Genomic DNA, 12704 nt, shown 5'->3' with positions numbered 1-12704 from the left:
CCGACGAGGGGCATTAACCTTGGTTAAGTTGGCCCCCTTCTCATCCAATGCGGACATGGCCGGCAAAGAGCCGATCTCTGCCCAGGTTCATCGGCAACCCCTTCTGGCTCAACCCTGATCGCGCGTTTTCAGCCGCCTGCGGATGCGGCTCAGGCTGATGGGGGTGATCCCCAGATAGGCGGCAATCTGGTGATCCGGGACCCTGGCATCCAGCGCGGGGAAGCTTCGCAGAAAATGCTGATAGCGCGCCTCTGGGCCCCCGGTCAGCCGCAACAGCTCTTTCTCCTCCTTGATGCGCAGTTGCACTTCAAGGAGATGGTGATACCAGGCGGGCCAGCAAGGGAGTCGGCGCAGATCCGCCAGCGGAAGAAGCTGCAGTCGGCAAGGCTCCAGCGCCTCCACGCTGTAGCGGGCGGGCTCACCACTGAGCAGGTGGTGGAAGTCGATAAACTCGTCCCCCTCCCAATAGAACTCCTTGATGTACTCGCGGCCATCCGCCAGCACCACCTTGGCCCGCAGCAACCCCTCCTCCACCCTGACCAGCAGCGCCGGACTGTCACCGGCATGCCAGAGGCAGGTGCGAGGGGGCAAGGTCAGGGAGCGGACAAAAGAGAGGAGGCGCTCGGCCTCCTGCTCATCTGCAACCCGTTCCCAGACAAAGGGGGGTCTGTCGGTCATCGTCTTGTCAGACGCGGCGCTGGCGCACGGCTTCGAACAGGCAGACACCGCTCGCCACCGAGACGTTGAGGCTGGATACCGCCCCCGCCATCGGGATGCTCACCAGCTCGTCGCAGTGCTCGCGGGTCAGGCGGCGCATCCCCTTGCCTTCGGCCCCCATCACCAGCGCCATGGGGCCGGTGAGTTTGGCCTGATAGAGATCGTGATCCGCCTCGCCGGCGGTGCCGACGATCCAGACGCCGCGCTCCTGCAGCTCGCGCAGGCTGCGGGCCAGGTTGGTGACCTGGATGAGCGGCACCACTTCGGCGGCGCCACAGGCGACCTTGCGCACCACGGACGTGAGGCCGGTGGCCTTGTCCCGCGGCACGATCACCGCATGCACCCCGGCCGCATCGGCACTGCGCAGACAGGCACCGAGATTGTGCGGATCGGTCACCCCGTCCAGTACCAGCAGGAAGGGCGCTGTCTCTTGCGCCGCCAGACCGTCCAGTAGGCTGGCCAGGTCATGCTCGGCCAGCTTGGGCGCTTCAATCACCTTGGCCATGATGCCCTGGTGATTGTTGCCTTCCGCCTTGTCATCCAGCGTCTTGCGGTTCACGCTCTGCACCCTGATACCGAGGGACTCCAGCTCGGCCAGCAGGGGATGCAGCCGCTCGTCATCGCGGCCCTTGAGAGCCCACACCTCGATGAAGCGCTCGGGGGTACGCTCCAGCAGCGCGGAGACGGCGTGAATGCCGTAGATCAGTTCAGTACTCATTTAGTGCTCTTGGCCTTGTCGCGAGCCTTTTTGCTCGGTCGTCTGTTGCTGGGCTTGGCACGGCCACCCTTGTCGGATTTACCGCTCTCCTTGCCCTCTTTGCGTTTCTCGTGGCGCTGGGCGCTCTTGGCCTTCTCTTTCTTGATCTCGGCCTGCTTGCGCGCCATCTCCTTGGCGTTCTTGCCGGTGGCCTTGAGGGGCTCTTCCACCATCACGAAGTCGATCTTGCGATCGTCCAGGTTCACGCCTATCACCTTGACCCGCACCTTGTCACCCAGACGATAGCGACGGCGGAAGTTCTCGCCGATCAGCTGCTGGTGCAGGGGGTCGAACTGGTAGTAGTCGTTGGTGAGGGTGCTGACGTGCACCAGACCGTCGATGTGGATCTCCGCCAGACGCACGAAGAAGCCAAAGCCGGTGACGCTGGCGATGACGCCGTCAAACTCGTCACCCACGTGATCCAGCATGTACTCGCACTTGAGCCAGTCTGCCACGTCGCGGGTGGCGTCATCAGCACGGCGCTCCGTCATGGAGCAGTGCTCGCCCATCGGGTCCACTTCTTCCAGCTGGTAGTGGTAGCCACCGCTCGGCGTCCACTTGTGGCGCAGGTTGCCCTGCTGCTCCTTGGCGGTCTGATACTTGATCGCCCGGTGCAGGATGAGATCCGGGTAGCGACGGATTGGCGAGGTGAAGTGCGCGTAGGACTTCAGGGCCAAACCGAAGTGACCGATGTTGTCGGCCTGATAGATGGCCTGACGCATGGAGCGCAGCAGCATGGTGGAGAGCAGTTCCGCATCCGGGCGCCCTTCGAATTTGGCGGCCAGGTCGGCAAAGTCCTTCGGCTCGGGCTCCAGGCCCCCCTTGAGCTCCAGACCCAGTTCGGCCAGGAAGTCGCGGAAACCGGTGAGACGCTCCTCGCCCGGGCGGTCGTGCACCCGGAACAGGGCGGCGGCCTCGTTCTTCTCGATGTAGCGGGCGGCCGCCACGTTCGCCTGGATCATGCACTCTTCGATGATCTTGTGGGCGTCATTGCGCACCAGCGGTACGATACGGTCGATCTTGCGCTGGGCGTTGAAGATGAAGCGGGTCTCCTCGCTTTCGAACTCCACCGCACCGCGTTGATGGCGGGCATGCTTGAGCGCCTTGTAGAGGTTGCTCAGTTCCTCGATGTGGCCCACCAGCGGATCATACTGCTGACGCAGCTTGGGATCCCCGTCCAGGATCGCCGCTACCTTGGTGTAGGTCAGGCGAGCGTGGGAGTTCATTACCGCTTCGTAGAACTTGTAGCCGGACATGCGGCCGGCGGCGGAGATGGTCATCTCGCACACCATGCAGAGCCGGTCGACCTGCGGGTTCAGGGAACACAGACCGTTGGAGAGCACCTCCGGCAGCATGGGCACCACGAACTCGGGGAAGTAGACCGAGTTGCCGCGCTGATAGGCTTCAGTGTCGAGGGCGGTGCCCGGCTTCACGTAGGCGGAGACGTCGGCGATGGCGACCCACAGGCGCCAGCCGCCACCGCGCTTGGCTTCACAGAAGACAGCGTCATCGAAGTCGCGGGCGTCTTCCCCGTCGATGGTCACCAGCGGCAGGGCGCGCAGGTCGATGCGACCCTCTTTGGCCTTCTCCGGCACCTGCTCACCGAGACCGGCGACCTCCTTGGTCACCTCTTCCGGCCAGGTGTGCGGAATGCCGTGGGTACGCAGGGCGATCTCGATCTCCATACCGGGCGCCATGTTCTCACCCAGGACTTCCAAGACGGTACCGACCGCATTGAAGCGGGCAGTGGCGCGCTGGTTGATGCGCACGACTACGACCTGGCTCTGGCGAGCCCCCTTGTTCTCCCCTTCCGGGATGATGATGTCCTGGCCGATGCGGCTGTCATCGGGTACCACGAAACCGACGCCGTTCTCGACGAAGTAACGACCGACGATGTCCGCCTCCCGGGATTTGAGCAGGCGCACCAGACGCGCTTCCTGACGACCCTTGCGATCGATCTCGGTCGGCTGCACCAGGGCATAGTCGCCATGCATCAGGCGCTGCATCTCGCGGTTGTTCAGGAAGAGATCCGCTCCACCACCCTCGGGGCGCAGAAAACCGAATCCATCTTTGTGGCCAAGCACATAGCCTTTGACCAGATTCAGGCGATCCGGCAGGGCGTAACATTGGTTGCGGGTGAACACGAGCTGCCCGTCGCGCTCCATGGCGCGCAGACGACGTCGCAAGGCTTCCAACGGCTCTTCATCGGTCAGCTTGAGGACCTTGGCCAGCTCTTCCCGGGACATGGGTTTCTCATGGCCCTTGATGAGCTCCAGCAGCATCTCGCGACTGGCGATGGGGTTTTCGTATTTTTCGGCCTCGCGTTGGAGGAAAGGATCTTTTTGAGACATAAGCAGGCCTTAGGGTAGGTAATAACGCAGACATTATATCGGAGGGGGGAGCTAATGGCATCCATCGACTGCCTTTTGGCCATTCTCTCTGTCATACTGGACACAGTTTGCAGGTATGTGAGACTCGGAACTCATGAGCAAGGACTCGTTCGCCCAATCTGCCGCCTATTTGAAACAAGCGGTTCCCCTGATGATCAAGTATCAAATTCCCACCACGCCGAACAACTATCACCTTTGGTACAGCTATGTCTCCGGCGACATGCCCGAACTCAACCATGCCGTCGATCAGGCGATAAAACAACAGGGGACCTTCTCCCTGACCACCTGTGAGCGTCTCTACCACCAGCACCTTGCAGCCCAGGATGAGCAGCAGATCGAGGCGATGAAACTCAACCTGGCTGCCATGGCCAGCGAGCTGAGTCACTCGATGCAGGATGCCATCTCCGATACCGGGCTGTTTCAGGAGATGCTCGACAAGAGTTTCGACAAGCTGAGCAAGATAGACGACGAGGGGCTCAGCCTGGAAGACACCATGGGGATCCTGCGGGATCTCGTGCGCGAGTCGCGTGACGTACGCATGTCCACCCTCCACTTTCGCAACCAGCTCAGCAGCGCCGAGAAAGAGATCAAGGAGCTGAAACAGGCCCTGAACGAGACGAGAAAGCTCGCCACCGAGGACCCGCTCACGTCTCTGCTCAATCGACGCGCCTTCGATCTCGAGATGGACAGCCTCATCCGCAGCAAGCAGCCCTTCTCGCTGATCCTGACCGATATCGATCGCTTCAAGAACTTCAACGACGAATACGGACATCTGCTGGGGGACCAGGTGCTTCGCATCGTCGGCAAGCGGCTGCGAGAGGCCAGCAAGGAGGGCATAACCGCCTATCGCCTGGGGGGTGAGGAGTTTGCCCTCTTGGTGCCAAACCGCGCCCTGGCGCTGACCCGCCAGATGGCCGAGAGCCTGCGTCGCGTCATCGAGCGGATGTCGATTCTGGATCGCAAATCCGGGCGACGCATCGATCACATCACCGCCTCGTTCGGTGTGGGGGAATACATCCCTCAGGAGACGGCAGACACCCTGATCGAGCGTACCGACAAGCTGCTCTACAAGGCCAAGGAGCTGGGACGCAATCGGGTGATGCCACTGCCCTCATGATCCCACCAGATGCAAAAAGGCCGGTCATTGACCGGCCTTTTTCATGTTTCCCTTCTCGGGATCAGAGGCTTTTCAGCTTCTCTTCCGGCAGGGCCAGCTCGTCATTGTGGTTGACACCGATACCGCGCTCCAGCACATGGCGGGCGATGGCATGGGCCTCTTCCAGCGAATGCATGCTGTAAGTACCGCACTGGTATTCGTTCAGCTCGGGGATCTTGCCCTGATCCTGCACGGTCAGCACGTCGCTCATGGCGGCCTGCCAGGCAGCGCCAACACGGGCTTCATCCGGCGCACCGATCAGGCTCATGTAGAAGCCGGTGCGGCAACCCATGGGAGAGATGTCGATGATCTCCACCCCATTCCCATTGAGATGGTCACGCATGAAGCCGGCAAACAGATGCTCCAGAGTATGGATGCCGCGCTCGGAGAGGATCTCCTCGTTCGGCACGCAGAAACGCAGGTCGAACACGGTGATGGTGTCCTTGTTCGGGGTCTGCATGGTCTTAGCCACCCGCACTGCCGGGGCGGCCATGCGGGTATGGTCGACGGTAAAACTGTCCAATAACGGCATTTCTGACTCCTGATTTGGTTACCAGAACCAGCCCCCGCTGGAGAGCTGATCCTTGCATTGTCGATACTGGGCACCGTAGCGCTGGGCACGGGCCTCCACCTTGCGGGAGACCTTCATCAGCCATCCCTTGCTGCGGTAGCTGCCACGTCGGTAGCCCCCCCAGCCTTCGTGATAATTGAGATACTGGCCATAGGCATCCCACTTGGACGTGCCGTTGAGCCGCTGTGCCTTGTGAGTGTACCAGCCCATGAAATCGATGGCGTCGGCAAAGTCGTCGCGATCGCTCCAGCCGTTGCCGGTTTCCCGCTGGTAGTCGGCCCAGGTTTCGTCTTTCACCTGGGCATAGCCGTAGGCTGAACTGGCCCGCCCGGTGGGGATGAAGAGGAAATACTGCATCGGCGGCTGGGCATCATGCACGAAGGAGGACTCCTGGTACATCATGGCCATCACTACCTGGACAGGTGTCCCCCACTTCTCGTTCATCTTGAGCGCCGCCTCGTGCCACTCGGGTTTCTCCCGAAAGATCTGGCACAGGTTTTCCGGCTGGGCCGGCGGCCGGGTACTGCACGCGGTGAGCGCCATCAGGCACGCCGCCACGACCCCGATACGGTACAACGACATCAGAACGACAGACTCTTGCTGTTCATCACAGGGCACATCCACCACATCAGATCGCGTCTTCGTTCTCTTCACCAGTACGAATACGAATGACGCGCTCCACCTCGCAGACGAAGATCTTGCCATCACCGATCTTGCCGGTACGCGCTGTGTTCTGGATGGCTTCCAGGCAGGCATCGAGATCCTCGTCCTGCACCACCAGCTCCACCTTGACCTTAGGCAGGAAGTCGACCATGTACTCGGCACCGCGATAGAGCTCGGTATGGCCCTTCTGGCGGCCGAACCCCTTGACCTCGGACACTGTCATGCCGTTGATGCCGATCTCGGCCAGGGCCTCGCGTACATCGTCCAGCTTGAACGGTTTGATGATGGCTTCAATCTTCTTCATGGTGACTCCTTACCAGTTCTGTTTGCCGAACCCGGACGTGATGGGATAACGGCGGTCCTTACCAAAGTTGCGAGCCGTGATGCGAGGGCCGACGGCGGCCTGACGGCGCTTGTATTCGTTGAGATCCACCAGGCGGATCACCTTGCGTACCACCGCCTCTTCGAAACCTTCCGCCACCATGTCGGCGACAGACGCATCCTCTTCCACGTAGCGCTTGAGGATGGCATCCAGAATGTCATAGGGGGGTAGGCTGTCCTGGTCCACCTGATCCGGTGCCAGTTCGGCCGACGGGGGACGATCGATGACCCGCTGCGGGATCACGTACTCCACGCTGTTGCGATATTCGCACAACTTGAAGACCAGGGTCTTGGGGACATCCTTGAGCACATCAAAGCCACCCGCCATATCGCCATACAGCGTGGCATATCCCACGGCCATCTCGCTCTTGTTGCCAGTGGTCAGCACGATACGGCGGCGCTTGTTGGAGAGCGCCATCAAGAGCACGCCGCGGCAGCGGGCCTGCAGGTTCTCTTCGGTGGTGTCGCGGGCAGTCCCTTCAAACAGAGGCGCCAGCTGGGTCATGAAGCCTTCGAACATGGGTTCGATGGAGATGATGTTGAACTCCACCCCCATCCGCTCGGCCTGCTCCTTGGCATCCTCCACGCTCATCTGGGCGGTGTAGCGGAACGGCATCATCACCGCCTGCACCTTGTCCGCCCCGATGGCATCGGCCGCAATGGCCAGGGTCAGCGCCGAGTCGATACCACCGGAGAGGCCCAGCACGGCGCCCTGAAAACCGTTCTTGGTGACATAGTCGCGCACCGCCAGCACCAGGGCCTGATAGGTCTCGGCCAACGGCTCCAGCGGTGCGGCGGGTTCCCGCTCCTTCACCGGCTGACCATCGGCAAAGCGCACCAGCGCCAGCTCTTCGGCAAAGGGGGCAAGCTTGTGGGTCAGCTCGCCCTGGCTGTTGAACACTTTGGAGCAGCCGTCGAAGATCAGCTCGTCCTGGCCGCATACCTGGTTGAGGTAGATGAGCGGCAGGCCGGTCTGATCGCAGCGTTCCGCCATCAGCTCGCGGCGGATCCAGGGTTTTTCCTGATCATAAGGAGAGGCATTGATGGTGAGCAGCAGCTCGGCCCCCGCCGCCTTGGCGGCCAGCGCCGGACCCGGCTGCCAGAGATCTTCGCAGATGAGCAAACCCAGCTGATGGCCACGGAACGGCACCACACAGGTATCGGTCGCCGCAGTGAAGTAGCGCTTCTCGTCGAACACCCCGTAGTTGGGCAAGTCCTGTTTGAAATAACGTGCCCGCAGTTGACCGCGCTCGTAGAGAGACGCCGTATTGTAAAGCGCCCCCTCTTCGCGCCAGGGATGGCCCACCAGAATGGCACATTGTCCCTGCCATGCCGCGATGCGGGACAGCGCGGCCTCGACCCGGATCATCAGGTCGGCGCGCAGCAGCAGATCCTCAGGCGGGTATCCTGTCAGGGCCAGCTCGGAGCAAACCAGCAGATCGGCCCCTTGCTGATCGGCCTGGGCTGCTGCCGCCAGTACCTTGTCACAGTTATCTTCGATGGCGCCTACCGTCAGATTTAACTGGGCAAGCATCAGAGAGAGGGCTTTTGCCATGGCGATGCATCTTGAATTCGAAAATGATGGGGAATGATAAAGAAAAGGCGCTGGCTGTGCCAGCTCAACACTTGGGCTTTGCGCTGGTGTTCTGGCTGTCTGGAGATAAGATGTAACTAATCGAGGGAGATATTGACATGATCAAGGACGAGAAAGGATTCACCCTGCTGGAACTGATGATCGCCGTCAGTCTGGGGGTCATCTTGCTTGGCATTGGTGCACCGGCCATGTCGAGCCTGCTCAATGAGAATGCCTTGAAATTTGAATCTCGCACACTCTTGAAATATCTGCGTTTTGCTCGTAGCCAAGCCATCGACAACCAGCAATCTGTCACTGTGTGCCTTGCCAATGCCAGTGACAATTGTGTCACCGCCAATCCGACCCAATTCCTCGTTTTCGTCGACGGTAATGGCAATGACATTTTCAATAACGGTGAGCAGATCCTGGCAAGAAGCCCTCAGCTATCTGACTCGCTGACTGCTGCAAACAATCGAACGTCCACTACCTTCAGCCCTGATGGCACCAGCCTGGGTACCAATGCCACCATCATGCTGTGTCGTTCAGGAAATGCCCAGATAAATCTGGTCATCTCTCCCTCCGGCCGCACCACCCAATCTACCCAGGCAAATATCTGCCTCTGAATGAAGTCCTTCGCTATCGCAGTTGACGGGCATCCTGTTGCTGACCCTCTTTTGACTGGAAATTTTCCTCCGCAGTGCGGCATTCCAGGATTTTCTTCACAGGCTGTACCGCACCATCCACCTCGTATCCTCTTTGTTTGAATTTATCCTGCACCGCCTTTGGCGTGCTGTCTGCCACAGTACCGTGCAGGACAACCTTCTGGCCGTTAACCAACTCGACATAACATTTTATGTCATCTGCCAAGACGGACCCGGATAACAAGAGGCACAAACCCAACACCCCGCTGCGTGTTTTCATTGCGCCTCTCCTTCGTAGAGGTAAATTTTCTTGGGCGACATATCCATCTCAGCCTCCTCTGCCCCCTGGTTGCACTCTCCCGCTCCGGTACAACGCTCAGGCTCACCATCCCCTTCATCTTTCAGGATGACCTCTTCCCCGACACCGCCTCCAATAATGCGGATCTTGGCATCGTCTCCTGCATGCACCACCAAATCGTCGGCAACCTTGTTCTGTACTTCGACATAACGCTCAGGTGTCTGGTTGCCTTCAAGATCAACCACATAACGGAAGGAACTGCCATAATGCATGTCTACCATGTATTGGCGTGCAGCCCCGATGGATTGAATGGTGCATTGCTGGAACGACTGCACTTGCGGCAGGAACGAGGTGAAGTAAAGCTTGCCCTGAAGTACGACCCCGGCCCCCATGGATTTCTCACCCGGTTCGTTCAACCAATTGACCCACCCTTTGGCAGTGGTAATTCCCGCCTTGGTCGCCAATATTCCATCCGTGTTTGTCTGGGCAGACAAAGGATCAGAGGTCACATCATAAAGGTCAGTAATCAAGATGGGGCTTCTCGTCTGCGCATTGGCGGCACGCGGCACGACATCATAATCACGCAACATGAAATAGCCATTGCGGACGGTCGCTTCCGATGAGGGGCGATTGCGGTCTCCACTCCCAATCAGCACTGCATCAAAGGGACGATCCTGATAGGAGTAGACCACATTCCCTCCCACAACGGTGCGGGTGACCTGCTTGTTGATGGTACGCACCACGATAGGCTGGGTGAAGAAACGGCGATCATCGGCTTGAGTGACATCCGACCCCAGGCTGGCAAATTTGAAGACGCTCCAGTCAGACTTGTTGGTGCTAGGGAGATCCATGCGCCAGATATTGCCCCCCGTATCACCCACATAGATGCGATCGACTTTGCCATCACCATCGCTGTCAAGCGTAGCTACCGACCCGGGCATACTGTCGGTCATCCCCGTGACCCTGAGGTTGCTGGTTGAAGTCGCAGCAGGGGTCGCACTGAATATCAGCGCCCCAGTATCGGCATTGACGATGTAGATACCTCTCCCCATGCTGTCACTGGTTCCCAATCCCAGCACGCTCTTGTTCACGTCATAACCGCCAGCAAAGATAAGCACGGGATCACTGACTCCCGGCACAAACGCGACTTCCGGCACCGACCAGGTCAGCCCCAGCTCACCAAAACCAGTCGTCAGACTGTTCAGACGCCATTTCAGTGTCGGCGTATCCGGGCTGGAAACGTTGAATGCATAATAGGCTTTGCCGCCGCTCCTCAAGCCGGTGAATACCCAGACAAAATCGCTCTCCGAGGATTTCAGCACCCCGTTGCGATTGGCATCTTTGATAAGGGCCACCGGAGAAGAGTCAACGCCGTAGATATGTTCGGCTGATTCCGCATTGAGACGCAGCGCCTTCTGATTGGCCATGAACTCATAAGGTATCGCCGCCCAGCTTTCGTCTATGGTGCTCCCCATGTCCTTGAACATATGCAGGAAACCGGCATTGGTCCCAAACAGAATACGCAAGTCCGGTGCATCCGTCGGGTTACCGGATTGCGGGCCATAGTTCAGCACCAGGGGACGTGAGTGCAGGGGGTCACCCATGATATGGGCGCGGATCAGGGTTGATGTATCAAAGTCCTCATCGTCGACATCCAACCCCTTGGTCCAGTTGATCAGGGAATCGAGTTCAGTCGTCGTAACTGCCTGCATGAAGGTCATGAGCACGGCTTCACTGCCAGCCTGCGTTACCAGATTTGCCTTGGTCAGCTGATCGAGACGGTTCTGGGCATTGTTGATGACATAGAGGCTGCGGTTGCTTTTCCCCGCCAACATCTCTTGCGCCCCACCTTCGGCCACAACGTTCCCGTCACGGCCGGATGACCAGAAAGTCTGGGCACTGTCGATGATGGTGCCATCAAACTTGATAGCAGGCAGTCCCCGGCTGTCAGCCACATAGCCGTCAGGAGAAAAGATCAGTTTTTTCAGATTGCCCCGCCATCTGGGACCATCATCCGGCTCAAACATGGCGTAATAGATGTTGTTGAGACTGCGTGTCCGGTCAAAGTTGTTGCTGGCAATGGCGGGGGACACCAGCGAGGTATTGATCCGCAGGATCGCCAGCAGCGATGCCTTCAACGCATCACTCAAGGCAGAGGCGTTGGTTGCCGGATAATAAACGCCGCCACCACGACGGGCAGTTTCAGCAAGCAAATTACCGGCCCCGCTTATCGCCTCGTCACCAAACCCGACGGTAAAGGTCGTGACTGTCTGGGTACCAGGGGAAACGGCATTCACATCCTTGTGTTTCATATAACCCGCCAATGCGGCCAGATAGCTGCTGGACCTGTTCCCTGACCCATAAGTAACGGTAGTGCCATAAGCCGCTTTTTCATCGCTGGACAATGTATTTATCAATCCCTGGACAAAGGTATTGGCATCCCCATCCTGAGTCGGCTCTCCATCGGTGATGTATATGACGTAACCGTTGTTTGAGCAGTTGTCATAGGGTGCTTGATAGGTACCAGCCGGGCTTTCGGCGGTCGTATCTCTCGTACCTCCTTGCAAGCCATAAACAACGCTTCGTCCCCCGAAGAAGCGATACGCCTCACTCAACGTCTCGCATAATGGTGTGTTGGTACTGGCAGTCAGTCCTTCGACCCTGTCGAGCAGGTCTTGTTCTCCGGTCTTGCCATTTGACAACGTGATCTCGCTACCCAGAATATCCCGGACAACTCTGCCGCCATTGGTACTGCTACTGTCATTCCTGTTGAAAATAGCCAGACCAAAATCAACCCCGGGGGCAGATGATATCAATCCTTTGACTGCATCTTTGGCAATACGCAGCCGGGATTCTATAGAGTAACCCGTAGGCCCGTAATACCACCTGATATAGTTGGCAGAATAAAGCACCACGGCCGTATTGCTGGCATTAACAGAGTCTCTTGTTGCCGCTGTATAAAACCATGAGCCTTGATTATTGCTGGTTTTATTGACCGGATACCCGGTGCCAACACTCCAAGTACCTGTGTATGGGTTGGCAGGGTTATTTGCGGTCACATCCTGCTTGCAATCGACCAAGTCGATGTTGTTTTCCTGATAACCACTAATTGAATACCAGCTTCCCCTCCCTCTCCCCGGAGGGTTGCCACTTGTCACTTCATAAGTCCAAACTTGCGACTGAAAATAACCGATACTTGCAAGAGGTCCCTTGGAGGTGGCACAAGCGTTCAGTTTGTCAGAGAAACGCTTGTTGCTATTAATAGCGGGAATGCTCCCATCGGTTGAAAAATAGATATATCGGTTAGTATTGCTTTTGTCGGGATCATTGCTCAAGGCTGGATAGACAGTCGCTGGATTATAAGCTTCCTTTATCTGTTCCATGGTGTCAGCCATACTGCCGGAGTTATCAAATATCAACAGCACTTTAGGTCTGAAATCACCAGCCTTATTAAAGTCGTATATAAAAAGCTCGGTGTCATCGGCTCGTGTTGACGTCATGCCAAAAACAAGACTGCACCAGCATAAAATTGAACCGAATCGTTGTAACCACATATC

11 protein-coding genes are annotated in these 12704 nt (G+C 58.2%); 2 read left to right on the top strand and 9 right to left on the bottom strand.

What is annotated here, in order from left to right; all coding sequences use genetic code 11:
* Nucleotides 1-108 precede the first annotated feature (108 nt).
* From H7R73_RS02895 to rnr, 3 genes are read right to left on the bottom strand one after another with little or no spacing between them, the layout of a single operon-like run.
* Nucleotides 109-678, bottom strand: a complete 570-nt coding sequence (locus tag H7R73_RS02895) for a Crp/Fnr family transcriptional regulator (protein ID WP_103260838.1) — start codon at nt 676-678, stop codon at nt 109-111.
* 7 nt (nt 679-685) lie between these two features.
* Nucleotides 686-1435 carry a 23S rRNA (guanosine(2251)-2'-O)-methyltransferase RlmB gene (gene rlmB / locus H7R73_RS02890; RefSeq protein ID WP_041214488.1) on the bottom strand — a complete coding sequence of 250 codons (750 nt, stop codon included), beginning with the start codon at nt 1433-1435 and terminating at the stop codon, nt 686-688.
* The gene (gene rnr / locus H7R73_RS02885; RefSeq protein WP_103260839.1) at nt 1432-3825 is read right to left on the bottom strand and encodes a ribonuclease R; all 2394 of its coding nucleotides are present in this window, start codon (nt 3823-3825) and stop codon (nt 1432-1434) included. Before rnr ends, rlmB begins: the two co-directional genes overlap by 4 nt.
* A gap of 133 nt (nt 3826-3958) precedes the next feature.
* Between rnr and H7R73_RS02880 the strand changes: the two genes are divergently transcribed.
* Nucleotides 3959-4981 (top strand): GGDEF domain-containing protein, encoded by a 1023-nt coding sequence (locus H7R73_RS02880; RefSeq protein WP_010673113.1) that lies wholly within the window; start codon nt 3959-3961, stop codon nt 4979-4981.
* Nucleotides 4982-5042: 61 nt separating this feature from the next.
* On the opposite strand, the gene luxS is transcribed toward H7R73_RS02880, so the two are convergent.
* The 4 genes from luxS to H7R73_RS02860 are packed head-to-tail and all read right to left on the bottom strand — an operon-like array spanning nt 5043 to nt 8190.
* On the bottom strand, nt 5043-5552 hold the full coding sequence (gene luxS, locus H7R73_RS02875) for an S-ribosylhomocysteine lyase (RefSeq protein WP_010673112.1): 510 nt from the start codon (nt 5550-5552) through the stop codon (nt 5043-5045).
* Nucleotides 5553-5570: 18 nt separating this feature from the next.
* Nucleotides 5571-6173, bottom strand: coding sequence for a transglycosylase SLT domain-containing protein (locus H7R73_RS02870; protein ID WP_041214486.1), 603 nt, complete (start codon nt 6171-6173; stop codon nt 5571-5573).
* A gap of 46 nt (nt 6174-6219) precedes the next feature.
* Nucleotides 6220-6558 carry a nitrogen regulatory protein P-II gene (gene glnB / locus H7R73_RS02865; protein ID WP_005308848.1) on the bottom strand — a complete coding sequence of 113 codons (339 nt, stop codon included), beginning with the start codon at nt 6556-6558 and terminating at the stop codon, nt 6220-6222.
* A 9-nt stretch (nt 6559-6567) separates the two neighbouring features.
* A complete protein-coding gene (locus H7R73_RS02860) occupies nt 6568-8190 on the bottom strand; it encodes an NAD+ synthase (RefSeq protein ID WP_103260840.1) in 1623 nt (540 codons plus the stop codon).
* A gap of 137 nt (nt 8191-8327) precedes the next feature.
* Here H7R73_RS02860 and H7R73_RS02855 point away from each other — a divergent pair, with 137 nt between their 5' ends.
* Nucleotides 8328-8831, top strand: a complete 504-nt coding sequence (locus tag H7R73_RS02855) for a GspH/FimT family pseudopilin (RefSeq protein ID WP_103260841.1) — start codon at nt 8328-8330, stop codon at nt 8829-8831.
* A gap of 13 nt (nt 8832-8844) precedes the next feature.
* Here H7R73_RS02855 and H7R73_RS02850 read toward each other — a convergent pair whose 3' ends face one another.
* Nucleotides 8845-9129, bottom strand: coding sequence for a TapY2 family type IVa secretion system protein (locus tag H7R73_RS02850; RefSeq protein WP_039039995.1), 285 nt, complete (start codon nt 9127-9129; stop codon nt 8845-8847).
* Nucleotides 9126-12701, bottom strand: coding sequence for a pilus assembly protein (locus tag H7R73_RS02845; protein WP_442859279.1), 3576 nt, complete (start codon nt 12699-12701; stop codon nt 9126-9128). Before H7R73_RS02845 ends, H7R73_RS02850 begins: the two co-directional genes overlap by 4 nt.
* Between the last annotated feature and the right edge of the window lie 3 nt (nt 12702-12704).

Origin of the sequence: Aeromonas sp. WP2-W18-CRE-05, from assembly GCF_014168615.1 — a bacterium.
Taxonomy (GTDB): domain Bacteria; phylum Pseudomonadota; class Gammaproteobacteria; order Enterobacterales; family Aeromonadaceae; genus Aeromonas; species Aeromonas caviae.
Note: the sequence above shows the minus strand (reverse complement) of the source record. Positions and strands in the feature narration are given on the sequence as shown.